This window comes from Pseudomonas sp. WS 5079 (assembly GCF_012985465.1).
Lineage (GTDB): Bacteria > Pseudomonadota > Gammaproteobacteria > Pseudomonadales > Pseudomonadaceae > Aquipseudomonas.
In genome coordinates this window covers 216605-241464 of sequence record NZ_JAAQWN010000009.1, presented here as the reverse complement: position 1 = coordinate 241464, position 24860 = coordinate 216605, and the positions used below count along the sequence as shown (strand labels likewise).

General features: G+C 61.3%; 25 protein-coding genes. 8 read left to right on the top strand and 17 right to left on the bottom strand.

What is annotated here, in order from left to right:
- Positions 1–80: 80 nt before the first annotated feature.
- The 4 genes from HBO05_RS23450 to HBO05_RS23435 all read right to left on the bottom strand — a co-directional run bounded on the left by HBO05_RS23450 (position 81) and on the right by HBO05_RS23435 (position 5240).
- A complete protein-coding gene (locus tag HBO05_RS23450) occupies positions 81–1940 on the bottom strand; it encodes a DUF3857 domain-containing transglutaminase family protein (protein ID WP_172314201.1) in 1860 nt (619 codons plus the stop codon).
- Positions 1941–2091: 151 nt separating this feature from the next.
- Positions 2092–3189, bottom strand: a complete 1098-nt coding sequence (locus HBO05_RS23445; protein ID WP_170057917.1) for a DNA alkylation repair protein — start codon at positions 3187–3189, stop codon at positions 2092–2094.
- Between the two features lie 124 nt (positions 3190–3313).
- Complete coding sequence (locus HBO05_RS23440) at positions 3314–4660, bottom strand: glutamine synthetase family protein (protein ID WP_169956165.1); 1347 nt, start codon at positions 4658–4660, stop codon at positions 3314–3316.
- A 22-nt stretch (positions 4661–4682) separates the two neighbouring features.
- The gene (locus HBO05_RS23435; RefSeq protein WP_038441866.1) at positions 4683–5240 is read right to left on the bottom strand and encodes an XRE family transcriptional regulator; all 558 of its coding nucleotides are present in this window, start codon (positions 5238–5240) and stop codon (positions 4683–4685) included.
- 206 nt (positions 5241–5446) lie between these two features.
- On the opposite strand from HBO05_RS23435, the gene HBO05_RS23430 reads away from it, so the two are divergent.
- A complete protein-coding gene (locus tag HBO05_RS23430) occupies positions 5447–5752 on the top strand; it encodes an RcnB family protein (protein ID WP_070995670.1) in 306 nt (101 codons plus the stop codon).
- Positions 5753–5927: 175 nt separating this feature from the next.
- On the top strand, positions 5928–7133 hold the full coding sequence (locus HBO05_RS23425; RefSeq protein ID WP_172314199.1) for an MFS transporter: 1206 nt from the start codon (positions 5928–5930) through the stop codon (positions 7131–7133).
- Between the two features lie 129 nt (positions 7134–7262).
- Here HBO05_RS23425 and HBO05_RS23420 read toward each other — a convergent pair whose 3' ends face one another.
- The 3 genes from HBO05_RS23420 to HBO05_RS23410 all read right to left on the bottom strand — a co-directional run bounded on the left by HBO05_RS23420 (position 7263) and on the right by HBO05_RS23410 (position 9402).
- Positions 7263–7511 carry a DUF1652 domain-containing protein gene (locus HBO05_RS23420; RefSeq protein WP_029296553.1) on the bottom strand — a complete coding sequence of 83 codons (249 nt, stop codon included), beginning with the start codon at positions 7509–7511 and terminating at the stop codon, positions 7263–7265.
- Positions 7512–7522: 11 nt separating this feature from the next.
- A complete protein-coding gene (locus HBO05_RS23415; protein ID WP_029296551.1) occupies positions 7523–7774 on the bottom strand; it encodes a CsbD family protein in 252 nt (83 codons plus the stop codon).
- A 134-nt stretch (positions 7775–7908) separates the two neighbouring features.
- Entirely contained in the window at positions 7909–9402 is a 1494-nt protein-coding gene (locus tag HBO05_RS23410; RefSeq protein WP_169956161.1) for a helix-turn-helix transcriptional regulator, read from the bottom strand.
- Between the two features lie 264 nt (positions 9403–9666).
- Here HBO05_RS23410 and HBO05_RS23405 point away from each other — a divergent pair, with 264 nt between their 5' ends.
- Both HBO05_RS23405 and HBO05_RS23400 read left to right on the top strand, forming a co-directional pair.
- The gene (locus HBO05_RS23405) at positions 9667–10635 is read left to right on the top strand and encodes a hypothetical protein (RefSeq protein WP_169956159.1); all 969 of its coding nucleotides are present in this window, start codon (positions 9667–9669) and stop codon (positions 10633–10635) included.
- Positions 10636–10722: 87 nt separating this feature from the next.
- The gene (locus HBO05_RS23400; RefSeq protein WP_169956157.1) at positions 10723–11343 is read left to right on the top strand and encodes a hypothetical protein; all 621 of its coding nucleotides are present in this window, start codon (positions 10723–10725) and stop codon (positions 11341–11343) included.
- Positions 11344–11380: 37 nt separating this feature from the next.
- Here HBO05_RS23400 and HBO05_RS23395 read toward each other — a convergent pair whose 3' ends face one another.
- Both HBO05_RS23395 and HBO05_RS23390 read right to left on the bottom strand, forming a co-directional pair.
- A complete protein-coding gene (locus HBO05_RS23395; protein ID WP_169956155.1) occupies positions 11381–12550 on the bottom strand; it encodes a hypothetical protein in 1170 nt (389 codons plus the stop codon).
- A 14-nt stretch (positions 12551–12564) separates the two neighbouring features.
- The gene (locus HBO05_RS23390; protein WP_172314197.1) at positions 12565–13452 is read right to left on the bottom strand and encodes a nitrilase family protein; all 888 of its coding nucleotides are present in this window, start codon (positions 13450–13452) and stop codon (positions 12565–12567) included.
- Positions 13453–13633: 181 nt separating this feature from the next.
- Here HBO05_RS23390 and HBO05_RS23385 point away from each other — a divergent pair, with 181 nt between their 5' ends.
- From HBO05_RS23385 to HBO05_RS23375, 3 genes are all read left to right on the top strand, one after another.
- The gene (locus HBO05_RS23385) at positions 13634–13978 is read left to right on the top strand and encodes an FKBP-type peptidyl-prolyl cis-trans isomerase (RefSeq protein ID WP_169956153.1); all 345 of its coding nucleotides are present in this window, start codon (positions 13634–13636) and stop codon (positions 13976–13978) included.
- Positions 13979–14114: 136 nt separating this feature from the next.
- Complete coding sequence (locus tag HBO05_RS23380) at positions 14115–15335, top strand: putative DNA modification/repair radical SAM protein (RefSeq protein WP_169956151.1); 1221 nt, start codon at positions 14115–14117, stop codon at positions 15333–15335.
- Complete coding sequence (locus HBO05_RS23375) at positions 15332–16165, top strand: TIGR03915 family putative DNA repair protein (RefSeq protein WP_169956149.1); 834 nt, start codon at positions 15332–15334, stop codon at positions 16163–16165. The genes HBO05_RS23380 and HBO05_RS23375 overlap by 4 nt, the downstream gene beginning before the upstream one ends.
- Before the next feature lie 236 nt (positions 16166–16401).
- Here HBO05_RS23375 and HBO05_RS23370 read toward each other — a convergent pair whose 3' ends face one another.
- The 7 genes from HBO05_RS23370 to HBO05_RS23340 all read right to left on the bottom strand — a co-directional run bounded on the left by HBO05_RS23370 (position 16402) and on the right by HBO05_RS23340 (position 22348).
- Complete coding sequence (locus tag HBO05_RS23370; RefSeq protein ID WP_029296543.1) at positions 16402–16899, bottom strand: Lrp/AsnC family transcriptional regulator; 498 nt, start codon at positions 16897–16899, stop codon at positions 16402–16404.
- Between the two features lie 14 nt (positions 16900–16913).
- Positions 16914–17756, bottom strand: a complete 843-nt coding sequence (locus HBO05_RS23365; protein ID WP_262380948.1) for an ATP-binding cassette domain-containing protein — start codon at positions 17754–17756, stop codon at positions 16914–16916.
- A 3-nt stretch (positions 17757–17759) separates the two neighbouring features.
- Positions 17760–18473, bottom strand: a complete 714-nt coding sequence (locus HBO05_RS23360) for an ABC transporter permease (protein ID WP_057439424.1) — start codon at positions 18471–18473, stop codon at positions 17760–17762.
- Positions 18470–19171 carry an ABC transporter permease gene (locus HBO05_RS23355; RefSeq protein WP_169956147.1) on the bottom strand — a complete coding sequence of 234 codons (702 nt, stop codon included), beginning with the start codon at positions 19169–19171 and terminating at the stop codon, positions 18470–18472. Before HBO05_RS23355 ends, HBO05_RS23360 begins: the two co-directional genes overlap by 4 nt.
- Before the next feature lie 155 nt (positions 19172–19326).
- Positions 19327–20106, bottom strand: coding sequence for an ABC transporter substrate-binding protein (locus HBO05_RS23350; protein ID WP_169956145.1), 780 nt, complete (start codon positions 20104–20106; stop codon positions 19327–19329).
- A 257-nt stretch (positions 20107–20363) separates the two neighbouring features.
- The gene (locus HBO05_RS23345; RefSeq protein ID WP_172314195.1) at positions 20364–21410 is read right to left on the bottom strand and encodes an ornithine cyclodeaminase; all 1047 of its coding nucleotides are present in this window, start codon (positions 21408–21410) and stop codon (positions 20364–20366) included.
- 11 nt (positions 21411–21421) lie between these two features.
- Complete coding sequence (locus HBO05_RS23340; RefSeq protein ID WP_170057921.1) at positions 21422–22348, bottom strand: arginine deiminase-related protein; 927 nt, start codon at positions 22346–22348, stop codon at positions 21422–21424.
- Positions 22349–22660: 312 nt separating this feature from the next.
- Here HBO05_RS23340 and HBO05_RS23335 point away from each other — a divergent pair, with 312 nt between their 5' ends.
- A complete protein-coding gene (locus HBO05_RS23335; RefSeq protein WP_169956139.1) occupies positions 22661–23551 on the top strand; it encodes a GNAT family acetyltransferase in 891 nt (296 codons plus the stop codon).
- Positions 23552–23685: 134 nt separating this feature from the next.
- Here the strand turns inward: HBO05_RS23335 and HBO05_RS23330 are convergent, their stop codons facing one another.
- Positions 23686–24705, bottom strand: coding sequence for a branched-chain amino acid aminotransferase (locus HBO05_RS23330; RefSeq protein ID WP_172314193.1), 1020 nt, complete (start codon positions 24703–24705; stop codon positions 23686–23688).
- Between the last annotated feature and the right edge of the window lie 155 nt (positions 24706–24860).

The window sequence follows — 24860 nt, the reverse complement described above, 5'->3', positions numbered from 1 at the left end:
GGCGGCAGGTCAGTCAACATCAATGCTGGCAGTACCGCCGTCATCGCAGCCTCGCAGGGCGAGACAGCTCCCACACAGGCTTAGAGTTTTACCGTCTGGTGCACCTGTTCACCACACGCACGGGCATCGTTGATCATCTTTTCAAACGGCGCACTGACGATTTCATCATGGCTCAACCAGCGCACTTTCTGGGTCAGCCGGTAGTGGTAGCGCAAGCCATCCTTGAGCGGTTCGCCATCGAGTTCCAGGTCATACCAGGGCGAGCTGATCTTGCAGCCCTGAACCGGCTTGTCCATCTTCCCGCCGGTCAAGGTAAAGGTGTAGTCGACGGTGTCCGGATTGCCCAGGTACAGGTCGCCCCGTTGCCCGTTGCGGCGGTAGTTGAGCAGGCCGTCCCACTTCTCCTTGAGCGACTGGTCGGTGTAGACGTAGCCTTCGTCGAGTTTTTCCAGGGCGCGCAGGTCAGTCATGCTGGCCTTGACCGTGTAGCTGTCGGGCTGCACGAATCCGGTGGGTTGGCGGGTGACCTGGCAATCGCTGATCTCGCGGCCAAAGTTGTCGCAGATATTCTGGTCGGTGGCGGTGGCGCCCTGTTCGCGGTCAGCCATGCTCAATTGCATCAGCGTCAGGCGGCTGAAGGTGACGCTGGCGCGGGTCGTGCCGTTGCCCTGCTTGTCGTAATGCACCTGCTTGTCCAGGCGGATGCTGGTGTCAGGGCGCGCCAGGGGGATGTGTTCCTCGCGTACCTGGCCCTGTGCATCGTTGACCAGCACCCAGCGATCCTGGATGTCGGGCATGGTCTGGCCCGGGGCGAACACCGGGTTGGTCGGGTCCAGCCACCACACCTGGCCGGCCACTTCGGCGCGCACGATCGCATGGTTGGGCGCGCCAGTGCCCGGCACCAGCAGTGAATCCACCACATCCCCACGGCTGACCCAGGCGGTCTCGGCCTTGATCCCGCTGGCCTTGAGCATGGCGGTCAGGAGAATCGCCAGGTCCTTGCAGTCGCCGTAACCGTGCTGTTCGATCTCTGCCAGGTTAAACGGCACATAGCCGCGATCCGTGGCGCGCCAGTCACCCAGGTAGCGGTGGTGATCGTTGATGTGCTGCATCAGCCCGGCCACTTGTTGGGCCGGGGCCAGGCCCTTCACCGCCACCACGGCAGCGGCACTTGCGGCCGGCAGGTTGGCCGCGAGGATCTGGTTGTAGCGCTGGGCAAAGCCGCCAAAGTGCTTTTGTACATCGAGGCTGCTGCCCACTTCGATCCGGGGGATCACCCGTATATAGGCGTGGCCCGATTCGTTGATGTAGTTGAGATAGCTCGGCGCTTTTTGCTCGATGTCCAGGGTCTTGCGATTGACCGACGGGGTGATGGTGAAGCCATCCATCGACTCGGCGCGCCACTCGATGGGCCGTTCGGCGGTGAAGCGCGCCTTGAGCCGATCGCGGCGGGCGTTGCTGGGGCCAAACTGCAGGGCGTAGTGGAATTCGGTCATCAGCGGCTTGGCCGGGTGATGTTCGCGCACGGTGTAGCGGATCTGTGTGCCGACCCGCAGGTTGGGGAAGGCCAGGGACGTTTGCTTGAGGCGGGAAAACCCCTGGTCGGGGTTGGGCGCGGTGCGCGTATCGATCTGCGCTTCGTCCAGCGCCTGGGGCTTGCCGCCGGGCTGGGTGGACTCGGCGTGCAGCACTTCAAAACCATCGCCTTCGGCGTAGTTGAAGTCGATTCGCGACAATATCTCCCGGCCACTGGGCTGGAGAATGGTGTAGTGATAGGTGGTGGTGCAATCGGTGCTGGCGTCACGATTGAAGTGGCAGTGCAGCTCGGATTCGTTGGCAAGTGCAGCTTCGGCCATGGGTTGCAACGCGGCATAGGCGGTGTGCGAAACAAGCCCCAGACTGGCGCAGATCAAAGGGCGGTAAAACGAGAAACGGTGCATGGGCGCCTCAGGTGGAACGTTGACACAGATACCCTGGCGGGTACCGAGAAGGCAGCAGATGATAATGGATCGCAACACCAAAGGCTAGCATTGTAGGACAATAAATATCGCTGAAAGGCCCGAGATAGAGCCTTCGGATGAGTAGGAAGGGTCAGTCGATCAGCTCAAAGCCGGTGCTGCCCAAGCGTTCGCCGTTCACCAGTACATGCACGGTGTGCTGGCCGGGGTAGTGCTTGCGCGTGGTCATGTCGCGGATGTGTTGGCCACGCAGTACGGTATGCCGTTCACCCGCGCCGAGGGTAAACGCCTTGAGCTTGAACACTTTGGCGGCGCTATGGCCGGCGCTTTTTACGTAGTCGATGGCGTAGTCCACCACCAGTTTTTGTGGGGCACTGGCCAGGGATTCGAGGGTGAACGACAGATTGATCCGCTCACCCAGGCGAATCACCGCCGGCTCGACCTTGAACTGGTGGATCTTCACCTCGGCCCGCGCGCCTGCGCCGATGATCGTCAGCGCGCGGGTGTTGCCTTGCTTGATCAGGCTGCGCAGGGCGTGGCGGGCGATCCAGGCGGTGTGGGGGTTGTCCAGGGACCAGCTCTCGATCACCTGCAGCACCCAGTCGGGATGATCTTTAGTGATGTCGTTGAGGTGGTTGGCCACGGATTTGCGCACATACAGGCTGCTGTCGGCCTTGAGGTTCTCCAGGATCGATGCGCACAGGCGCGGGTCGGCCTGCACCTGGGCCAGGCGAAACGACCACGGCAACCTCGGCCGCGAGCCCTCGCTGGCGAGGCGGCGTACGTGTTCATTGTCATCCAGCGACCACTGCTGCATCACCGCCAGAGTGCGCTCGAAGTCCTTGAGCAGAAAAGCCCGCACGGCAAATTCGGCAGAGCCAAAGGTGGTGAAGTACTTGAGTGCCGCCATCGAGCGCTGGAAGTCATCCAGGCCATAGCTGGCCACATAGTGCCCGAGGAACAGGCTGACAAAACCGCTGTTCAGGCGCGGGGCCAGGGCATACAAATGTTCGAGGGTTTGTGGGTAGTCCAGTGGCATCACCGCGTGCAGGCTTTCACTGACGCGGGCCATGCGCTGCATCACCGACAACCCGTCCAGGTCGCGCCTGGCGTGCTTAAGAAATCCCTTGGCATCGAATGACGGGTACACCGCGCTCATCTCATCGGCGATGTGCTGCAGGCGTTCGAGGTTGAAGATTTCCTTGAGGGCAGGGGTGCTTTGCTTGGTCATGGGGAGTCCGCAGGAGAGGGCGTTCGTCGGGCTTTTTCAAGGTAACACCTTGCTCAAGGCCGCGAAGCTCAAAATGTGGGAGCAGGCAAGCTGTTCCCACAAGGGTGGGCAGGGTGCTCGGTATTTACAGATACCAGCGATATTCCCGCGCATTGATCTCCTGCTGGAAAGCCAGGTGATCCTGGCGTTTGTTTTCGCAGTAGACGTCGACAAACTCCGCGCCCAAGCCCTCGCGCAGCGCAGGTTGCTGTTGCATGGCGCGCACGGCCTCGAGCATTTCCAGGGGGAAGTCGTGGCCGCTGTCGCGGTCCTCGTTCAGCGGTGCGATAGGTTCGCGCGCCGCCTCCAGGCCATGTTCAAGCCCGACCAGGATTGCCGCCAGCACCAGGTATGGATTGGCGTCGGCACTGGCCAGCCGATGTTCGATCCGCAGGTTGCGCGGGTCGGACTCGGGAATGCGCACGCAGGCATCGCGGTCTTCATAACCCCAGCAGGCTTTGGTGGCGGCATTGACCGTACCGCCCAGGCGGCGGAAGGCGTTGTGGTTGGGCGAGAAAATCGGCATGCAGTGCGGCAGCAGTGCCAGGCAACCCGCTATCGCATGGCGCAAGGGTTGCTGCTGGTGCGCCGCCAGCAGGTTGTTGCCGGCGGCGTCGTACAGGCTGACATGCACATGCATGCCACTGCCGGGATGTTGCAGGTAGGGCTTGGCCATGAAACTGGCGCGATAGCCATGCTTGAGCGCCACGCCACGGGTGCTGCGGCAGAACAGCGCGGCCCAGTCCGCGGCGCGGAGGCCGTCGTCGAGGTGGCCGAAGTTGATTTCAAACTGGCCGGGGCCCAACTCGGCAGTGATCACCGTAATGTCGATCCCCTGCGCCTGGGCGGTCTGCACCATGTCATCGAGTACCGGGGCGAAACGCGACAGCCGCTCGATGTGCAGGGTCGGTTGGTCATCGGGGTCGTCGCTCAACGGGTCGCGGGCAAATTGCGGCAGGCCGTCGGCCAGTTTCCGGTCGAACAGGTAGAACTCCAGCTCGAACGCCACCACCGGGTGAATGCCCTTGCCGTGCAGGCGCTCCAGGACTTTGGCCAGGACTTCGCGGGGCTCGAACTCAATGGGTGCCTCGGTGCCGTCGGAGGTGATCAGCATCTGCCCCAGGGGCTGCGCTTCCCAGCTCACCGGCTTGAGCGTGCCGGGCACCAGGCGGCGGTTGGCGTCGGGATCGCCGTCGTGGAAGCAATAGTCGCCGATCTTGAACAAACCGCCCTGGGCCCCCAGCAACACCGCGTTCTGTGGCAGCTTCAGGGGGCTGCCGGCGGCGACTTTTTCCAACATTTCAACCGGGTAGCGCTTGCCGTAGAAACGCCCGGGGATGTCCAGGCAAATCAGATCGACATAACGTACATCCGGATGGTTCTGGCGAAAGGTCCGCACTTCGGCCAGTAACGTGGAGGAATGGCTTTTCACGGGTGACGCTCCTTGGTGTGCCTCAGTTATAGACCCACAGCACGCGGGCCGGCAGGTCGGTCAGGTTGCCATAGCGGCAGTGGGCGAAACTGGCCAGGTGAAAGCTGTCGCCGGGGCCGAGGGTGACCGCATCGGCTTCGCCCTCGACCCACAGCGTCAGGTGGCCTTCAAGTACGTAACCGGCCTGTTCGGCGCGGTCGCTCATGGTCTGTTCGCCACTGTTGGCGCCGGGTTCGAGCAGGCTGTCGAGGATCGAAAACGCCCCTTGCATGCTCGGCGAGACGAGGATATCGGTGATGCCATTGGCGTAATACACCGTGCGCCGCTCGTTGGGGCGCGTGACCCAGTCCACCGCCTTGGGCTTGGACAGGCTGTAGAAATAAGTAGTGGGCACATCGAGGGCATGGCTGATGGCAGTCAGGTCCGCTACGGTGGGGCGCGATAACCCCCGCTCGACCTGGGACAGGAACCCCACGGAACGCTCGATCTTCTGTGCCAGTTGGGCCAGGGTGAGCTTTTTGTACTTGCGCAGGTCGTGAATCAGGATCGCCAGGGCGTCCAGTTCTTCTTGTTTGTCCATGGGGATTTCGTGAAATTCTTATCTAAAAATTTCATGAAAAATTACAGGATTAATTTCACCAGCGCAATAGGCGGTCCAGTGTAGGAGCCGGCTTGCCATCCACCGCGGGATTTTCCGGCAGGCAATCGGTGCCTGGATTGCCGGTGAATGATTGCCCAGCCCTGCTGTCGGAACCTGGGTACACATCATTTATTGAAGGAATGCCCATGAAAGCAACGTCCCTGATTGCCAGCCTGCTGGTTGCCGCCAGCCTGTCCGCCACCAGCCTTACCGTGCAGGCCGAGGACAATCCGCAGAAAACCGTGGAGCCTTCAAACATCAATACCCGAGACTTGAAAGTGGGAGACCGTGCGCCGGATATCCTGGTGCGCAAGGAATCGGCCCTTGCAGACTGGAAAAAGCGCGGGCTCAAAGCGCCCCATGACGACAGCCAGTGGGCGCGGGTCAATGACCGTTATGTGCTGGTGAAAATCACCAATGGCACCATTCTCGATATCACCCCTGCCAAGTAACCGGGTTGGGGGAAGGGGCCCGCGCCCTTCTTCCCCCTTTGTGCTGCGCATTTAAAAATTGCATGCACGAATGCATAAAAACAGTCTTTTTTGCCGCTCATCCTGAGTTAAGGTAGCTGCGCTTCGCGCCCGTCATGGCGTGTGCAACGACTCCTTTTCAGGAAACGAGAGCAGGATGCTGAACACAATAAAAAACTACCCCCGCAGTGTGAACCTGCTGCTGTCGGCCACGCTGGTGCTGACCCTGGCCAAGGCGATCACCTTTCCCTACATGGTGATCTACCTGTCCAGCCACTTTGCCCTGGGCATCAGCCAGGTGGGCCTGGTGATCGGCAGTTCGCTGATCGTCGGATCCCTGCTGAGTGTGTATGGCGGGTTCCTTGTGGACCGGGTCAACAGCTACCGGCTGTTGCTGGGCCTGAGCCTGTTGTTCGTCCTCGGGTTTGTCGGCACGCTGCTGGCACGCGAGCTGTGGCTGTTCTATAGCTGCCTGATCCTGATCAACCTGGCGTATGCGGTGATCGACGTCGCGGTCAAGGCCGGTTTTGCCAGCCTGTTGCCCGTCGACGCGCGCAGCGAAGTGTTTTCCATCAAGTACACCCTGACCAATATCGGCTACGCGGTAGGGCCGTTTTTAGGGGCGATGGTGGCCAAGGTCGATATGAGCCTGCCATTTGTCTTGTCGGTGCTGCTGGGGCTGGGTTTCTTCCTGCTGTACTGGCGTTGGGGCGACCGCAGCCTGGCCACGGTCGACGCCGCGCAAAAGCCGGTGCCCTTCATCGCGGTGGGCCGGGTGTTGCTGCGCGATCATCGCCTGGTGTGCTTCACCCTCGGTGGCCTGCTCAGCGCCGTGGTGTTCGGGCAGTTCACGGCCTACCTGTCGCAATACCTGGTGACCACCTCGGACGCCGAATACACCTACACCGTAATCAGCGCCATCCTGACCACCAACGCCCTGCTGGTGATCGCCCTGCAATACGTGATTGGCCGGCAGATCAGCCACCGTCACCTGAGCCGCTGGCTGCTCCTGGGGCTGGCGATGTTCATGGTGGGGGTGATCGGCTTTGCGCTGTCCACCAGCGTGTGGTGGTGGGTGGTGTCGATGGCGATCTTTACCGTGGGGGAAATCATCGTATTCCCCGCCGAGTACATGTTTATCGACCGCATCGCCCCGGACCACCTGCGGGGCATGTACTACGGCGCGCAAAACCTCTCCAACCTCGGCGCCGCGCTGGGGCCGGTGTTGTGCGGGCTGGTACTGGCCAGCCTGCCGGCGCACTACATGTTCTACATGCTGGCCGGGTTTATCGTGGCCGGGGGGCTGTTCTACTTTATCGGGGCGTCGTTAAAGCCGCGCCCTGACATCACACCACCTGGGTAAACGTCTGCGGCCCTGTGGGAGCGGGCTTGCCCGCGATTGCGGCCTGTCAGTAAATGCATCTTTGACTGAGCCGCCGCCATCGCGGGCAAGCCCGCTCCCACAGGGGATAGTGCCTACAAGGGGGCGGGGTCAGATGGAGATGGCACCGCCCACGGTGTTGCTGTGCAATTCGTAGCGCAATTCTTCGACCATCGTCGCGACGTCCTGCGGGGTCTTGAGCTTGTTCACGCTGATCCCGGTGACCACCAGGTCCACGCGCCCACTCTCGGCATCAAACACCTTCAACGTCAGTGACGAATCGCGGCACAGGGTGAACTCGCAAGTCAGTGGCAACAAGGCTTCTTCGATGCAATTACGCAGTTGGGACAAGGTAAACATGCCGGCCCCCATTAACGACGACGCAGCAACAGGCCCAGGACCAGACCCACGCCCGCGACGATTGCCACGGTGGCCAGCGGCTTGCGTTGGGCAAAGTCACCGACATTGTCCAGCACATCGCCATAGGTCTGTTGCAGTTGGCCGGCCGCCTGGCGCGCTACGCCCTGGGCCTGGAGTTGTTCGTCATCGGTCATGTCGCCAAGAAAGTCCTGGGCCTTGCCGACGGCCTTTTCCACGCGGCCTTTGATTTGTTCACTTTTCATGATGTCTCCTTCAAGGGCAACAATCGCCATGGCACAGAGCGTCAAACCCTGTGGCTACCCTTCAAGGTTAAGCAGCCCATCCCCTCGCAATAAGGCGAATTTGCACTGGTAGGGCTAGTGCATTTGCACTTGGTTCATGGTTTTTTTACCCGTCGCTCGCCGGCAAACAGCCCTCGTTCCCGTGCCCATACAATCGCGGCGCTGCGGCTGTGTACGTTGAGCTTGGAGTACACCGTTGCCACATGATTGCGCACGGTATTGGGCGCCAGCTTCAGGCGCGAGGCGATTTCCTTGTCGGCCAGGCCTTCGCAGATCAACCCCAGTACATCCCGCTCACGGGCGGTCAGGTCGGTGAAGGCGATGTTCGGCTGGTTGGGGCTGTTGACGCTCTTGGCGTTGGCCAGTTTTTCGATCAGCGTCTGGCTGAACCAGGACGCGTCCTTCATCACTTCCTCGATGGCCGACACCAACTCCAGCTCCGAGCGTTTGCGCTCGGTGATGTTCATCATCACCAGCAGGTAACAGGCGGTGTCCTGGATGGTTACGGTGTCGGCCGACACCACGCAGTCAATCACCTCATTGCCTTTTTTGCGGATCTTCAGGTCCTGGCCTTCGAGGCTGCCGGCCTTTTCCAGGGTGGCGAACAACTGCGTGCAGGCCTCGCTGCTATCGATAAAGTTGATATCGCTGATGGATTTGCCGATCAACTCTTCGCTGGTGTAGCCGGTGATGGTCATGAACGCATCGTTGACGTCCACCACCTGCTGATTGCCCGCGTCGCACACCAGGGTTGGCACCGGCGTCAGGCGGAACGACTTGGCAAACCGCTCCTCGCTCTGGCGCAGGGCGGTTTCGGCCTTGCGCCGGGGCTCAAGGTCAGTGAAGGAAAACAGCATGCATTCCTCATCGTTCATATCCAGCGGCTGGCCGGCGACAATCACCAGTTTGCTGCCGCCTTCGGGCAGCTTCAGCTCGGCTTGCATCTGCGGGATGGTCGCACCTTCGCCCAGGCGCTGGATTGCCAGCTCCTTGCGCTCGGCCTGTTCCAGCACGTCCAGTTCGTACACCGAACGGCCGATGACCTGGTCGCGGTTGTAGCCGGTCATTTCGAGGAAGCCCTGGTTGACCTTGATATAGCGCAAGTCACTCAGGCGGCAGATCACTGCCGGCGCCGGGTTGGCGTTGAAGGTCTTTTCAAAGCGCTGCTCGGCGCTGGCCCATTCGGTGGCATCGCTCAAGATCAGCACCAGCAATTCCGGCTTGCCGGCGCTGTCGGTGAGCGCCAGGCTGCGCAGACGATGGACCCAGGTACGGTCGGTGTCGGCGGCGGGCGTGACTTCGACCACCACATCGCTGAACTCTTCGCCGTTGGCCACCCGGCTCAGGGGATAGGCCTCCAGGGGCAGCGGGTGATTGTTGCGGTAGCGCAGGGCAAAGCGCTCGGCGTATTCGGCGGTGTTGGCCCCCAGCCCGGCGATGTCATCCAGGCCATGCATGGCCAGCGCGGCTTCGTTGGCCCACAGAATGCTCTGGTCGATCTCGGCGAGAATCACCCCATCGGACAGGCCGGAAATGATCTGCTGCAATTGGCGGCGATTGGTTTCTTGGGCGAGGACGGCCTGGCTCATGGTTTCTCCAAAAAAATCCGCGTAGGAGCCGGCTTGCCGGCGATGAGGCCCAGAGCTTCATCGCACGCCTTACGGCCGTCTTCGCCGGCAAGCCGGCTCCTACAGTTGGTGTGTGTGGAGTACGACAACTGGCCTTGAGCATAGTGCAGACCGATTCGGCTTGGCGGGGTGCGAATGCACCAGTTGCCCTAGTGCAATTGTGCCGAGACCGCAACCTCCGGCCTCGACACACTGACGGCCTACTCACTTGTCCAAGGAACGATCATGACCACTTTGTATGAAACCAACCGCTCGCCTTTTCGAGTGTCCTGGGGCTCGGTACTGGCCGGTAGTGCAATTGCCCTGGTGACCTACCTGGTGCTGAGCGTGCTGGGTACCGCCATCGGCGCCAGTGCAGTCGACCCCATGGCGGCGGGTAACCCGCTGAGCGGTTTTGGCACCGGTGCCGGGATCTGGCTGTTTGTCTCCACACTATTGGCGATTGGCGTGGGCGCCTTCGTCGCCGGCCGCACCGCCCCGGATCGCGGCGGCCTGCACGGCGTCCTGAGCTGGACCATCACCACCTTGCTCACCACCTGGCTGCTGGCGGCATTGGCCACCAGCGTGGTCGGCGCAGCGGGCAATGTGGTCGGCAAAGGCCTGTCGGCGGCCGGCAGCGGAATTGCTGCGGTAGCCCCCGGCATCAGCGACAGCGTCAAGCAGCAGTTGAACGAGAAGGGCATCAGCCTGGATTGGGATAGCTTGCAGGGCGAACTCGACACCTTGCTCAAGCAAAGCGGCAAGGCTGAACTGGATCCGGCCAATGTCGAACAAAAAGCCGACCAGGCAGCGGCAGACGGCCAGCAAGCGGCTACTGATGCCGCCACCAACCCGGCCCAGGCTGCGACTGAGCTCAAGCAATGGTTCGAACGCGTCAAAGCTTCGGGTGAGCCTGCGTTGAATGCAGCGGACAAAGAGGCGCTGGTCAACATCGTCGCTGCCCGCACCGGCAAGAGCCAGGCCGAGGCTAGCCAGATCGTCGAAAACTATGCCCAGGCGTATCAGCAGGCCGTGCAGAAAGTCGAAGAACTGAAAGCCCAAGCCGAACAAAAGGCTCGTGAAGCTGGCGAAGTGGCGGCCAAGCAACTGTCCCGCGCGGCGTGGAGCACTTTGTTGATATTGGTACTGGGCGCCGCATTGAGCTTTGGCATCGGTCGCCTGGCCATTTCGACCCGCAAAGTACCCGTGGCTTGATCAAGGCTCATTGATGCCGTAACCACAACACCTTGCGTGAGCGCGTAAACTGTCGGTTTTTTTACGCGCTCATGCAAAGGTAAGCTTTTGACCCCGCTAAAAACCACAGCCCTCCTGCTATTCACCACCCTGTTGGCGGCGTGCGGCACTTCACCGCCACGCACCCCTGACGACATCTGCGGCATCTTCCGCGAAAAGGACGACTGGTACGACGCGGCCAAAGTCACCCAGAAGCGCTGGGGTGTGCCGATCCAGGTGCCGTTCGCCATCATGTATCAGGAATCGGGCTTCCGGCAGAACGCCAAGACCCCGCGCAAATACCTGCTATGGATCATTCCCTGGGGCCGTGTCAGCACCGCAGCCGGCTACGCCCAGGCCAAGGATGAAGTGTGGGGCGACTACCAGAAAAGCACCGGCCGCAACTGGGCCAGCCGCCAGGACTTCGACGATGCCATCGACTTTGTCGGCTGGTACATGGACAAGACCGCCAGCATCAACGGCGTATACAAATACGACGCCTATGGCCAATACCTCAACTACCACGAAGGCTGGGGCGGCTACCGTAACCGCACCTACGCCAGCAAGGCGTGGCTGTTGCCGGTAGCCGGCAAGGTCAAGGCCCGCTCCGATCTGTATGCGCGCCAGTATGCGGGGTGCAAGGCGGATCTGGAGCGGGGGTTCTGGGGGCGGTTCTGGCGCTGGTTGTGAGGCCAGCGCGTCAGGCTCATGAGCCTGACCCGCGTGTTTACGCGATCAGCCTGCCAACGATGGGCACAATCAATAAGGTGCTCAACGCCATCGAGATCACATTGCCGATATACGGATGAACGTGTGCCGGCAGCCGGCCTGCAATGGCACAGGCCAGCGGTGGTGCAATCAGCGCGCCGAGCAACGCGCTCGAACCGACCACCATCCAACTTCCGCCATGGGTCAACACCGCCGCCGGTACGACCGACACCAGCGGCACATAGGTGGGATACCAACCGCGCTTGATCCACTGACTGCGCCAGATCAGCACGCCCAATGCCGATGTCAGCGCCTGGGCACCGATCAGTTGCAGCACCAGTCCCGAACCATAGGCAGCGCTCAATGGGTTCAAGGCATACGCCAGCAGGACCCCCGCCAGCAGGCCAAGGCTGGCCCACTCATTGCCGAAGAACGGCGCTTCGGAAAAGTCCGCCAAGACCCTGCGCAAACTCCAGCCCAGGCCATAGGTTGGCGGCTTGAGCGGCAACGGTTTGTCCGTGGCGATAAAGTCCGAACGCACCAGAATCGGAACGCGACGACAAACGACAAAGGCCATCACACTGCCCGCCGCCATGCCCAGTACGTTGCCAATCACCACCGGTAACTCCAGCGGTACACAGACAAAATTGACGATCAGCAAGCACATCGGCGTGACCAACAGCGCACCCAGCAACGCGCCGTTGAGGGTGACCTTCCAGCCGCCACCAAACATCAGCACCATCGCCGCCGGCAGGGAAACAAACGCGGCGAAGGTGGGCTGCCAGGTGTCCGCAGTGAGCGTCCACCCCCATAACAGATTGCTCAACAGCAGGCCCAGCAGGGAACTGGTCACCAGCCACGGCCACAGCCCACTGCCGTAGCAAATCGCAAAACCCTGCCAGCGCCTGCCGGTGCGGCTGGCCCACCAGGCCAGGTACGCGCCCGCCAGCAACCCAAGGGAGGCCAGTTCATGCTTGTAGAAGGCTACCTCGCTGATATCCCCCAATACCCAGCGCAGCCAGGCGATTGGCTCGGGTAAGCCTGCCACCATATCGCCGTAGCCGGGCCAGGAACCCTGATGTGTGAGGGCCGTCCAGAGGATCAGCAAGGCACTGATGAACACCAATGCGATGATCGCCTTATCGACTTGAGATCGCGCGGTCCCGGGCTTGATGAATAGATTTTCCATGACCCACCCTCCCTTCAGCGTGGCAGGGCAGGGTGATGGGAATAGCCGAGCATCTGATCGTACAGATCATGGCGCCGGTCACGGTGCAGGTCGTTGAGGCTGTTCCAGATCGGCGCACTGCGGGCCCTGGTCAGGTCGATATCGGCGAACAGGATTTCCTGGCGGTTGGCCGACGCCACCTTGCCGATAGGCCAGCCATTGGTCCCGGCGATCAGCGAACACCCCAGGTAGCGCGCATCGCGCTCCTCACCGATACGGCTGGCAGAGGCGATAAACACGTTATTGACATGGGCGGCGGTCATGGTCAGGTACGACGCCATGCATTTGCCGGCCTCGTCGAACAGCGGCGGCGGCGTCCACACCCAATTGTTGAGGCTGCAAATGATATCGGCGCCTTGCTGGCTAAGGATCCGTGGCACTTCCGGGAACCAGATATCCCAGCAGATCAACAGGCCAATGCGCCCGATAGGCGTTTCAAATACCGGAAAACCCAGGTTGCCGGGGGTGAACCACAACTTTTCCAGGTTCCACAAATGGGCCTTGCGATACTTACCGATCAACCTATCCGGGCCCAGCAGTACTGCGGTATTGAACAACTGCCGGCCATCGATCTCATTCAGGCCCGCCACCAGATACACCTGATGGGTGGCGGCAAACGCCATCCAGGCCTGCACACTGCTCCCGCCGGGAATGGCCTCGGCATGCTCGAATGCGTCCTGGCGGCTGCGGAAGAAGTAACCGCAGTTCGACAACTCCGGCAGCACGATCAGATTAGCCCCACCACCGACCGCCTCCGCGGCCAAGGCCAGGCTGCGCTGAAGATTGTCTTCGCGGTTGTCCAGACCGACCTGGGGATCGAACTGCACCACAGCGACACGGACGGGGCTTGTTGATTCGTTCATTGGGGGTGACCTCTTATTTTTATACAACCGGGGTGGTTGGTTTTTTATAAGAGGGGAAAAAATGGACAGGGTTAAGTCAGGCGCTTCTGGCTGGGGTGTAGTCTGGATCCTTTAGAGGGCACTTGCCAAAGACGCTGGATTCTGGGAAAAAGCCCGCCAGTGTGAACCCAACGAGACCCCCATGAGCACCGAAGAACTGCAAATCACCGACATCCGCCAAGGCGACGGCAAAACCGTGGTCAAGGGTGCGCTGATCACCACCCAATACACCGGCACCCTGGAAGACGGCACGGTGTTTGATTCGTCCTGGGAGCGGGGCAAACCGTTTCAGTGTGTGATCGGTAGCGGTCGAGTTATTAAAGGCTGGGACCAGGGCCTTATGGGGATGAAGGTCGGTGGCGTGCGCAAGCTGTTTGTGCCGGCGCATCTGGCTTATGGCGAGCGGACGATGGGCGCGCACATAAAGCCCCATAGCAATCTGCATTTCGAGATTGAGTTGCTGGAAGTGCTGACGCGCGACGATTGACGGCCTGACACCACGCAACCGTAGGAGCCGGCTTGCTTGCTCCTACGGTGATTTGTTCTACCGTTCGCCTGTCTCCCCTTGAATGGCGGGTGCTGCTGCTGATACTGTACAAAAATACAGTATCGGGTGGCCCGCCATGCAGTTGATCGAAAAACTCAGCATCCTCGCCGATGCCGCCAAGTACGACGCGTCCTGCGCCAGCAGCGGGGCGCCCAAGCGCACCTCCGAGGGCAAGGCCGGGCTGGGGTCGAGCGATGGCATGGGCATCTGCCACAGCTACACGCCCGACGGGCGCTGTGTGTCGTTGCTCAAGGTGCTGCTGACCAATTTCTGCCTCTACGACTGCCAATACTGTGTCAACCGCCGCTCCAGCGACGTGCCCCGTGCACGGTTCAGCCCGGAGGAGGTGGTGAGCCTGACCCTGGACTTCTACCGGCGCAATTGCGTCAGCGGGCTGTTTCTCAGCTCGGGGATCATCCGTTCGGCGGACTACACCATGGAGCAATTGGTGCGGGTCGCCAAGTTGCTGCGTGAGGAGCATGACTTTCGCGGTTATATCCACCTCAAGACCATCCCCGAAGCCGATCCTGCGTTGATTGCCGAGGCCGGGCGGTATGCCGATCGCTTGAGCGTGAACATCGAGTTGCCCACTGATAAAAGCCTGCAGATTCTCGCGCCGGAGAAGCAGATCGGTTCGATCAAGCAGGCGATGCAGACGATTTTCACCGGTGAGCAAACCGTGCTCAACGAGCCACGGGCACCGCGTTTTGCCCCGGCCGGGCAAAGCACCCAGATGATTGTCGGCGCCGATGACACGGACGACAGCACCATCCTCCACGGGGCCGAGGCGTTGTATGGCAACTTCAAGCTGCGCCGGGTGTATTACTCGGCCTTCAGCCCGATTCCCAATAGCCCGAAAAGCGTGCCTCTGGCGGCGCCGCCATTGATGCGCGAGCACCGGTTGTACCAGGCGGATTTCCTGCTGCGCAGTTACGGGTTTCGCGCCAATGAGTTGTTCGCGGGGCCGGGGGATCTGGCGCTGGACATCGATCCCAAGCTGGCCTGGGCCCTGGAACATCGCGAGGTGTTCCCGCTGGACCTGAACCGCGCCGAGGCGACGTTGATCGCACGTATCCCGGGGATTGGCCTGCGCACCACCGAGCGCCTGGTGGAGCTGCGCCGGCAACGCAAGATCCGTTTTGAAGACCTGGCACGCATGCGCTGTGTGTTGAGCAAGGCCAAGCCGTTTTTCATCACCAGCGACTACCACCCCCAGCAAGCAGAAAGCACCAGCGTGCTGCTGCGCGAGCAACTGCGCGACCGCCCGCAACCGCAACAGATGGGGTTGTGGGGATGATCAGCCTGGAATGCGACAACCTGTTCAGCACCTGGCGCGAGCAGGCGCGCTGGCTGCTCAGTCATCAGATCGACCCCAGCCATGTGTGTTGGGGCGAAGCGGAAGTGGCGGACCTGTTCGCCACCGATGAGCACTACCCCCCGCACAATGGCCCGTTCCAGGCGCGCATTCCCAAGGCCCTGCTGGAGCTGCTGGAAAGCGCCGCCTGTTACCACGGCGAACAGCGCTGGAGCCTGTTGTATGAAGTGCTGTGGCGCGTCAGCCATGGTGACCGCACGGCGATGATGGCGGGGGATCAACTGGGCAGCGAGCTGCAGCGACGGATCAAGCAGGTACGGCGTGAGGCCCATCACCTGCATGCGTTTGTACGTTTTATTGCCCTGCCGCAAGCCGCGGGACCGCAACTGCCGGAGTATGTGGCGTGGCACGAGCCGGCCCACGACATTCTGCACAGTGCCAGCCAGCACTTTGTCGGGCGCATGGGCCGCCATCGCTGGATGATCGCGACGCCCCTGGATGGGGTGTATTACGACGGTGAGCAGTTGATCCATCAACGCCAGTGCCCGGAGCAATGGCAGCAGTTGGCGCAGAATGTCGAAGACCCGCACAGTGCCATGTGGCTGACCTATTACAGCCATATCTTCAACCCGGCGCGGTTGAATCCCAAGGTCATGGAAGGTCACCTGCCGAGCCGGTTCTGGAAAAATTTGCCGGAGGGCAAGTTGATACCGGGGTTGATCAGCGAGGCGCGGACGGGCAAGCAGCGGGATGGGCAGGCGAAGCTGATTGGTGAGCGCCCTGGCAAGCGGATTTCAAGCGGGCAGGGTTAAAACGTGTGGGAAACATATGGGAAACATATGGGAAGCATATGGCGGGCTGGCTTGTGTGGGAGCTGGCTTGCCTGCGATAGCGTCACCTCGGTATAGCTGATAGACCGAGGCGTCTGCATCGCAGGCAAGCCAGCTCCCACACAGGCCAGCTCCCAGGCAAGCCAGCTCCCACACAGGCCAGCCCCCACACCAGCCCACCCCCCACATCTGATCTGCATCGTGTGAGGCGATGGGGTTCAGGCCAGCTCAGTCGCGGTGTTTTTCACCACCGCCAGCTCTGGATGGGCCACCAGTTTGTCGATGTGCAGCTCGTCATTGTTCAACCAGGTTTCCGTCAGCACGCGGTAGTGCTCCATGTCCCGGCAGCGCATGCGCAGGCTGTAGTCGAAGGGGCCGCTGATCAGTTGGCATTCGAACACCTGCGGGCAGGCCTTGACGCAAGCTTCGAAGGCTTTTTGCGCCGAGCGCCCACTTTGGTTGGACAGGGCCACCAGCACCAGCAACGACAACCCCGGCGAGACCATCTGCACATCGATGATCGCGCCATAGCCGCGGATCACCCCGCGCCGTTCCAGCTTGCGCACCCGTTCCAGGCAGGGCCTGGGCGTCAGGTGCACCAGCGAAGACAGCTTCTCGTAGGTGATGCGCCCCTGATGGCGCAGTACATCGATGATGGCTTCATCGATGCGATCCAGCGCAGGGGAGGAATGGGGTCCGTTGGCCTTGGTATCCATGGTCGATTCTGTGTTCACTTCAAGCGGTTGGAGAGAAATTGCTGCAAGCGTTCGCTGTTGGGATGGTCGAGGATCTCGGCGCTGCCTTGTTCTTCGACGCGGCCCTGATGCAGGAACAGCACCTGGCTGGACACTTGCCGGGCAAAGCCCATTTCGTGGGTGACCATGAGCATGGTACGACCTTCCTCTGCCAACGTCTGTATGACTTTTAGGACTTCCCCTACAAGCTCTGGGTCGAGTGCCGAGGTCGGTTCGTCGAACAGGATAATCTCCGGCTCCATGGCCAGGGCCCGGGCGATGGCCACGCGTTGTTGCTGGCCACCGGAGAGAAATGCCGGGTATTGGTCGGCGACCCGGCCCGGCAGGCCCACTTTATCCAGGTACATCCGCGCGCGTTTTTCTGCCTCGGCGCCACTCACGCCCAACACCCGGCGCGGCGCCATGCAGATGTTTTCCAGCACGGTCATGTGGCTCCACAGGTTGAAGTGCTGGAACACCATGGCCAGGCGCGTGCGCAGGTTCTGCAGTTGCGCCTGGTGCGGCGCCTGCACGCCTGCGCGGCCCGGGCGCATTTCAATGCTGATGCCGTCCAGGGTGATCACCCCGGCGTCGGGTTGTTCGAGGAAGTTGATGCAGCGCAGCATGGTGCTTTTGCCGGAGCCGCTGGCGCCGATCAGGCTGATCACATCGCCCTTGCTGGCGTTGAGCGAAACACCCTTGAGCACTTCATGGTCGCCATAGCTTTTATGCAGGTCTTCGACCTTGAGTTTGACGTTGGCGCCGGCCGCCACCACGCTCGGGCGGGGCGCGGCAACGTGGGTGGGATGAGCGGCCAGGGCCTGTGCGGACTGATTCATGGGTTAGCCTCGGGTCGGGACAAGAAAGCGCATCCAGCGTCGTTCGGCCAGTCGGAACAGGCCCACCAATGCAAAGGACAGCAGCATGTACAGCAGCGCGGCAATGCCGAAGGCCTGGAACGTAAGGAACGTTTCGGCGTTGGCGTCGCGGGCCACCTTGAGGATGTCGGCGATGGTTGCGGTAAACGCCAGGGACGTGGCGTGCAGCATCAGGATCATTTCGTTGCTGTAGGCCGGCAACGCGCGGCGCAGCGCGGCGGGAATCACCACGAACAGGTTCATCCGCCAGCCGTGCAAGCCGTAGGCCCGTGCTGCTTCAATCTCGCCGTGGGGAATATTGCGAATGGCCCCGGCGAAGATCTCCACGGTGTAGGCGCAGGTGTTGAGCACAAATGCCAGCAGGGTGCAGTTCAACGCATTGCGGAAAAACTGGTTGAGCAGGGCGTTGTCCTGCACCACCTCCAGGCTGTACAGGCCGGTGTAGCAAATCAGCAACTGGATATACAGCGGCGTGCCGCGAAACAGATAGGTGTAGACCTCCACCGGCCAGCGTAGCCAGAAGTGCTCGCTGACGCGGGCAATTGCCAACGGGATCGACAGGAAAAACCCGAGGATCACCGACACAATAAACAGCCACAAGGTCATGGCCACCCCGGAAAACCCCGAGCCATCGGTCCACAGATACGCCAGGCCGTATTGCTGGATCAGTTCAATCATCGCGCCACCCCTTTGATGCCAACGTTGTAGCGCCGTTCCAGGCGCTTGAAGATGCGGTTGGAAAGGGTGGTGATCACCAGGTACACCAGGCCCGCGAGGATCAGGAAGTACAACGGGTCGTTGGTGGTCTTGCCGGCGTTCTGCGCGGCCTTGACCAGGTCTGCCAGGCCGATGATCGACACCAGCGCTGTGGACTTGAGCAGCACCAGCCAGTTATTGCCCAGCCCCGGTAACGCAAACCGCATCAACTGCGGGAACATTACCAGCCGAAAGCGCTGCCAGCGGCTCAAGCCGTAGGCGGTTGCCGCCTCCAGTTGGCCCACCGGCACACTGAGCATGGCGCCGCGAAAATTCTCGGTGAAATACGCACCGTAGATAAAGCCCAGGGTGATCACGCCTGCGGTGAATGGATCGATTTCGAAGTAATTCCAGCCGAGCATCTCGGTCAGGTCGTTGAGCCACAGTTGCAGGCTGTAGAAGATCAGCAGGATCAGCACCAGGTCCGGCACGCTGCGGATCAAGGTGGTGTAGAGCGTGGCCGGGATGCGCAACAGCTTGTGGCTGGACAGCTTGGCACCTGCGGCGATCAAGCCCAGGGTCAGGCTCAGGACCAGCGCGAGGAACGCCAGCTTGATGGTCATCCAGGCACCCTGGGCCAACAGCGGGCCGAAGCCTTGCAGGTTGAGGAGTTCATTCATGAAGGGAGATCTCGATGGGCACGGTTTCCCTTTGTAGGAGCAAGGTTGCTCGCGAAAATCGTCAACGATGACCGGGTAAAACGGGTACCCGGTGGCGATCTTGAGTTTTTCGCGAGCAAGCTCGCTCCTACAGGGGGAGAGGCTATCTGCTGACGTTATTCGTGATAGATATCTTCGTCACCGAAGTATTTCTTCTGGATCAGCGAGTAAGTGCCATCAGCCTGGATGGCCGCGATGCCCTTGTTGATCAGTGCCAGCAACTCCTGGTCGTTCTTGCGCAGGCCCATGGCGATGTCCAGCGGCAAGGTCGGGTCCTTGAAGGCCGGGCCGGACTGGTAGTCGGCGCCTTCAGGCTTGGACAAGAAGTTGAGCTGGGCTTCGAGCTTGTCGGTCAGCGTCGCGTCGAGGCGGCCGTTTTGCAGGTCGGCGTAGTTCTGGTCCTGGGACTGATACGCCTTGACCTGGGCACCGAGCTTGGCCAGGTGAGCACGGGCGTAGGCTTCTTGCAGCGAGCCCTGGAGCACACCCACCTGTTTGCCCTTGAGGGATTCTGGGGTGTCGCCGAAGCCTGCACCCTTGCGGGTGATCACTGAGGTGGGGCTGAGGAACAGACGGTCACTGAAGTCGATCTGTTTTTGCCGGGCCGGGGTCACGGCCATCGAGGACATAATGGCGTCGAACTTGCGCGCACGCAGTGCCGGGATCATGCCGTCGAATTCGTTGTGGACCCAGGTGCATTTGACTTCAAGCTTGGCGCAGATGGCGTTGCCCAACTCAATGTCGAAACCTTGCAGGCTGCCGTCGGCGGCCACGGATTCAAAGGGTGGGTACTCGGGGAACACGCCGAAACGGATTTCTTTCCATTCCTGGGCCTGGACGGCGGTGGCGCACAAAGGCAGGAGCAGCGCGGCGACGAGTGATCGGAGCGGAGTCATGGTGTTTTCCCTATATTTTGTAATTGATGTCAGGGCAGTAGAAAGGGTGCGGCATGCATTCATTTGCTGACTCTTTGGTCGCGCTCAGAATGCTTCATGATGGTGCGTTTTTTGTGTCGTTTACCTAGGCGTTGGCACGCGGAATACGCTGTTAAAACACCGGTTGCAGCAGAATCGGCTGCAACACCCTGTATATCGGCTTTTCAAATCAGGATTTACGGCCCGCCGCTCGCGCAAAGCGGCAGGCCAGAGCGGTTTCAGGCGCGCTTTTTGTGCTGTGCGACCGGTTGCTGGGCCAGGCGTGCGAACAGGTCCTTGGGGTCGGCCAGGTCCGGCACCAGTTCCAGCTCGCTGCCCACGTCCAGGGCCTTGGCCACATCCAGCACATAACGCAGGGCCGAGTAGTCTTCGAGGGCAAAACCCACCGAGTCGAACAGGGTGACCTGGCGCGCGTTTTCCCGGCCCGGCTTCTTGCCGTTGATCACTTGCCACAGCTCGGTGACCGGCGAGTCCTCGGGCATATGCTGGATTTCGCCTTCGATACGGCTTTGCGGTTCGTACTCGACGATCACCCGCGCGCGCTCGACAATGCGCCGGTCCAGCTCGGTCTTGCCGGGGCAGTCGCCGCCGACGGCATTAAGGTGCATGCCGGGCTCGATCATGTCGTCGGTAAGGATGGTGGCGTAGGCCTTGTCGGCAGTGACGGTGGTGACGATATCGGCGCCTTTCACTGCCTCGGCAACGCTTGCGGCCAGGGTCACTTTGATCGCCGGGAAAGCCTTGAGGTTGTTCGCCAGCTTGTGCATGGCCTTGGAATCGATATCGAACAGGCGGATCTCATTGATGCCCAGCAAGGCATGGAACGCCAGGGCCTGGAATTCACTTTGCGAGCCATTGCCGATCAACGCCATGCTGCGGCTGTTGTCCCGTGCCAGGTAGCGCGCGACCAGGGCCGAAGTGGCGGCAGTGCGGATCGCCGTGGTCAGGGTCATCTCGCTGAGCAGCACCGGCTTGCCGGTGTCCACATCTCCCAGGGCGCCGAACGCCATGACCGTGAGCATGCCGCTCTGGGTATTTTTCGGGTGGCCGTTGACGTATTTGAAGGCATACAGCGAAGCATCCGAGACCGGCATCAGCTCGATCACGCCCTCGGGCGAGTGGTTGGCCAGGCGCGCGCATTTTTCGAAGTCATTCCAGCGCAGGTAGTCGGCGCGGATGTACTCGGCCATCTCCGTGATGCAGGTTTGCAGGCCTTTTTGCGATACCAGGTAGCTGAGGTCGTTGACGTCGATATAACGGGTCATGGAAAAACTCCTTATTGGAATGAGGCGCGGGCCGGAAGATGCACTTCGGCCAACATGCAGCGGGCACTGCCGCCGCCGATGCGTTCGATGTTGTCGATATTCACCACGACTGGGTGGGTGTGGCGCTCCACATGCTGGCGCTGCGCCGGCTTGAGCGAGCGCCAGGCGCTGGCGGACATCACCAGCAGCGGCTGGCCGTCGCGGTCGTGGAGTTCCAGCATGTTGCCGGCGAAGGCTTCCAACTGGTCGAAGTCCAGGGCCAGGATGTCTTTGCCGGTGTCGCGCAGGGAGCGTTCCAGGCCTTGGCGTTCGTGGGCTTCGGGCAGCGCGTCCAGGCACACCACCGACAGGTCGCGGCCGACGCTCATCATCACGTTGCTGTGGTAGATCGGTGCGTGATGGCGGTCGACGGCGTGGAAGGCGCAGACCTGATAGTCCAGGCGCTCGGCGAACTGGCGCAGCGCATCGCGATGGGTGCGCCCAGAGTGACAGGCGTAGCTGATGCGGTGCTGGCGGTCGAGGACCATGCTGCCGGTGCCTTCGAGGAACATGTTCTGTTGTTCCAGGTGGCTGAAATCAATGGTGTGCTTGATCGCGAAGCGCTGCTCCAGTACTTGCAGCACACCTTTGTTGCGTTCCAGGCGACGGTTCTGGCCTTCCATCGGGTACAGCACCAGGCTGCCGTCGGCATGGCTGCTCCACCAGTTGTTGGGGAAGATCGAATCCGGGGTATGGGGTGCGGGCGTGTCCTGCACCACCAACACTTCCACGCCATGCTCGCGCAGGGTGGCGACGTAACCGTCGAACTCTTGCAGCGCTTTGTGCTGTGCGGCCACCGGGTCGACGGGCGCGCGCTGGAAGCGGTTGTTGATCGCGGTGTCCGGGTTAAAGGCAAAGTGCGCCGGGCGGATCATCAGGACGGTATTGGTGGTTTGCATGGGGGCACGGGTCCATGGGGTTGGGCATTGCGGCTATTTTGTGCGCTCTGGCCGCAGAATCCCGGCTGAAACAGGGGAGCGGCCCAGCCGGGAAAGCTGAAAAGAGGGGTGTGGCAGCCGAATCGGCTGTGGCGTCAAGCACAGCTCAAAATGTGGGAGCGGGCTTGTGTGGGAGCTGGCTTGCCTGCGATAGCATCACCGCGGTGTGGCGGACACACCGAGGTGCCTGCATCGCGGGCAAGCCCGGCTCCCACACAAGCCCACACATGGGTATTGTGGTGGCTGTCATAACGCTGCCCGTCAGGAGGAGTCATGTCTACCGCCGTCCGCCTCGCCCAACCCACCGATGCCGAAGGCATCAGCCAAGTCATCCTGGCGGCCCTGCACAGCAGCAACGCCGGCGACTATCCGGCGGACGTGATTGCGCGGGTGGCGAGCAACTTCACGCCAGAGGCGGTGCTGCAATTGCTCACGCGGCGTACCGTGCTGGTTGCACTCCAGGATCAGGCAATCGTCGCTACCGCCGCCTTGGACGCCAATGTGGTGCGTTCGGTGTTCGTCAACCCGGCGCTGCAAGGGCAGGGCATCGGCCGCCAACTGATGGTCGATATCGAACAGCGGGCCCGTGAGGCTGGGGTCACGGTATTGAGCGTACCGTCGTCCCTCACTGCCGAGCCGTTTTATACCAAGCTGGGGTTCCAGACCGTGCGCGATGTGTACCACGGCAACGAGCGCACCCTGGTGATGGAGAAGGTATTGTCTTCCCGCCACCCCATCGGGATTTACCGCGACCGCCTGCATCGTGCCCAGGTAGCGGCGCTCTGGCAGTTGGCGTTTGGCTACGACACCCCGCATAACCGGCCGGAACTGGCGATTGATAGAAAGCTTGCGGTGGAGGACGGGCTGTTTTTTGTCGCCACCCACGGCAAGACCGTGATCGGCACCTTGATGGCAGGCTACGACGGGCATCGTGGTTGGTTGTATTCGGTGGCCGTGCATCCGGACTATCGCCGGCAAGGCCTGGGCGCGTCGCTGGTGCGCCATGGGGAACAGGCGTTGATCGCCCTGGGCTGCCTGAAGATCAACCTGCAGATCAATCTGGGCAACGAGACAGTGGTGGGGTTCTACGAGGCGCTGGGGTATGGCGTGGAGCCGAGGATCAGCATGGGCAAGAAGATTGCACAGAACCTGCCCAAGTCCTGAAACCACCGCAAAACAAATGTGGGAGCTGGCTTGCCTGCGATAGCGATATGTCAGTCACCAATGCGTTGACTGACATATCGCTATCGCAGGCAAGCCAGCTCCCACACAAGCCAGCGCCTACAATCAGGGTCGGCTTAGACCTTGACGATCCAGCCGGCCGGCGCTTCAACGTCGCCGGACTGCACGCCAGTCAGCTCTTTGTAGAGCTTCTGGGTCACCGGGCCGACGTCTTTTTCGCTGTAGAACACGTGCAGCTTGTCTTTGTACTCGATCCCGCCGATCGGCGTGATCACCGCTGCGGTACCGCAGGCGCCGGCTTCCTTGAAGTCTGCCAGTTTGTCGATCAGCACGTCGCCTTCGACCACTTCCAGGCCCAGGCGGGTCTTGGCCAGTTCGATCAGCGACAGGCGGGTGATGCCCGGCAGCACCGATGGCGAGTTCGGGGTGACGAACTTGTTGTCGTGGGTGATCCCGAAGAAGTTGGCCGAACCGACTTCTTCGATTTTCGAGTGGGTGGCCGGGTCCAGGTAGATGCAGTCGGCAAAGTTGGCTTTTTTCGCCAGGGAGCCGGGCATCAGGCTGGCCGCGTAGTTGCCACCGACCTTGGCGGCACCGGTGCCGTTCGGCGCGGCGCGGTCATAGCCGGAGATCAGGAAGTTGTGCGGGGTCAGGCCGCCCTTGAAGTAGGCGCCGACCGGGATGCAGAAGATCGAGAAGATGAACTCGGGCGCGGTGCGCACGCCGATGTTGTCACCGGTGCCGATCACGAACGGGCGCAGGTACAGCGCGCCGCCGGTGCCGTACGGCGGGATGAAATGCTCGTTGGCGTGGACCACTTCCTTGCACGCCTCGATGAAGGCTTCGGTCGGCACTTGCGGCATCAGCAGGCGGGCGCAGCTGCGTTGCATGCGGGCGGCGTTCTGGTCCGGGCGGAACAGGTTGATCGAACCGTCCTTGCAGCGATAGGCCTTCAGGCCTTCAAAACACTGCTGGCCATAGTGCAGGGCGGTGGAGCCCTCGCTGATGTGCAGCACGTTGTCTTCGGTCAGGGTGCCTTCTTGCCAGGCGCCGTCTTTCCAGGTCTGGAGGAAACGCTTGTCGGTCTTGATGTAGTCAAAACCCAATTTGTCCCAATTGATGCTTTCGTTACCCATGACATCCTCTATCTTTTTTCAACCGCCTGGTCGAAGGCAGGCTTTCGGTTTATTTCTGGATGGGCGCAACAATACTTCATTCTTGGCCTGTGTGGGAGCGGGTGGGGGGACCATTGAGCATCTGTTTTGGCTGATCCACCGCTATCGCCGGCATG

What these genes read in the sequence shown, in the direction of transcription:
- HBO05_RS23450 (WP_172314201.1), bottom strand. Translation starts at nt 1,940, where the DNA reads ATGCACCGTTTCTCGTTTTACCGCCCTTTGATCTGCGCCAGTCTGGGG.
- HBO05_RS23445 (WP_170057917.1), bottom strand. Translation starts at nt 3,189, where the DNA reads ATGACCAAGCAAAGCACCCCTGCCCTCAAGGAAATCTTCAACCTCGAA.
- HBO05_RS23435 (WP_038441866.1), bottom strand. Translation starts at nt 5,240, where the DNA reads ATGGACAAACAAGAAGAACTGGACGCCCTGGCGATCCTGATTCACGAC.
- HBO05_RS23430 (WP_070995670.1), top strand. Translation starts at nt 5,447, where the DNA reads ATGAAAGCAACGTCCCTGATTGCCAGCCTGCTGGTTGCCGCCAGCCTG.
- HBO05_RS23425 (WP_172314199.1), top strand. Translation starts at nt 5,928, where the DNA reads ATGCTGAACACAATAAAAAACTACCCCCGCAGTGTGAACCTGCTGCTG.
- HBO05_RS23420 (WP_029296553.1), bottom strand. Translation starts at nt 7,511, where the DNA reads ATGTTTACCTTGTCCCAACTGCGTAATTGCATCGAAGAAGCCTTGTTG.
- HBO05_RS23415 (WP_029296551.1), bottom strand. Translation starts at nt 7,774, where the DNA reads ATGAAAAGTGAACAAATCAAAGGCCGCGTGGAAAAGGCCGTCGGCAAG.
- HBO05_RS23410 (WP_169956161.1), bottom strand. Translation starts at nt 9,402, where the DNA reads ATGAGCCAGGCCGTCCTCGCCCAAGAAACCAATCGCCGCCAATTGCAG.
- HBO05_RS23405 (WP_169956159.1), top strand. Translation starts at nt 9,667, where the DNA reads ATGACCACTTTGTATGAAACCAACCGCTCGCCTTTTCGAGTGTCCTGG.
- HBO05_RS23395 (WP_169956155.1), bottom strand. Translation starts at nt 12,550, where the DNA reads ATGGAAAATCTATTCATCAAGCCCGGGACCGCGCGATCTCAAGTCGAT.
- HBO05_RS23390 (WP_172314197.1), bottom strand. Translation starts at nt 13,452, where the DNA reads ATGAACGAATCAACAAGCCCCGTCCGTGTCGCTGTGGTGCAGTTCGAT.
- HBO05_RS23385 (WP_169956153.1), top strand. Translation starts at nt 13,634, where the DNA reads ATGAGCACCGAAGAACTGCAAATCACCGACATCCGCCAAGGCGACGGC.
- HBO05_RS23380 (WP_169956151.1), top strand. Translation starts at nt 14,115, where the DNA reads ATGCAGTTGATCGAAAAACTCAGCATCCTCGCCGATGCCGCCAAGTAC.
- HBO05_RS23375 (WP_169956149.1), top strand. Translation starts at nt 15,332, where the DNA reads ATGATCAGCCTGGAATGCGACAACCTGTTCAGCACCTGGCGCGAGCAG.
- HBO05_RS23370 (WP_029296543.1), bottom strand. Translation starts at nt 16,899, where the DNA reads ATGGATACCAAGGCCAACGGACCCCATTCCTCCCCTGCGCTGGATCGC.
- HBO05_RS23365 (WP_262380948.1), bottom strand. Translation starts at nt 17,756, where the DNA reads ATGAATCAGTCCGCACAGGCCCTGGCCGCTCATCCCACCCACGTTGCC.
- HBO05_RS23360 (WP_057439424.1), bottom strand. Translation starts at nt 18,473, where the DNA reads ATGATTGAACTGATCCAGCAATACGGCCTGGCGTATCTGTGGACCGAT.
- HBO05_RS23355 (WP_169956147.1), bottom strand. Translation starts at nt 19,171, where the DNA reads ATGAATGAACTCCTCAACCTGCAAGGCTTCGGCCCGCTGTTGGCCCAG.
- HBO05_RS23350 (WP_169956145.1), bottom strand. Translation starts at nt 20,106, where the DNA reads ATGACTCCGCTCCGATCACTCGTCGCCGCGCTGCTCCTGCCTTTGTGC.
- HBO05_RS23345 (WP_172314195.1), bottom strand. Translation starts at nt 21,410, where the DNA reads ATGACCCGTTATATCGACGTCAACGACCTCAGCTACCTGGTATCGCAA.
- HBO05_RS23340 (WP_170057921.1), bottom strand. Translation starts at nt 22,348, where the DNA reads ATGCAAACCACCAATACCGTCCTGATGATCCGCCCGGCGCACTTTGCC.
- HBO05_RS23335 (WP_169956139.1), top strand. Translation starts at nt 22,661, where the DNA reads ATGTCTACCGCCGTCCGCCTCGCCCAACCCACCGATGCCGAAGGCATC.
- HBO05_RS23330 (WP_172314193.1), bottom strand. Translation starts at nt 24,705, where the DNA reads ATGGGTAACGAAAGCATCAATTGGGACAAATTGGGTTTTGACTACATC.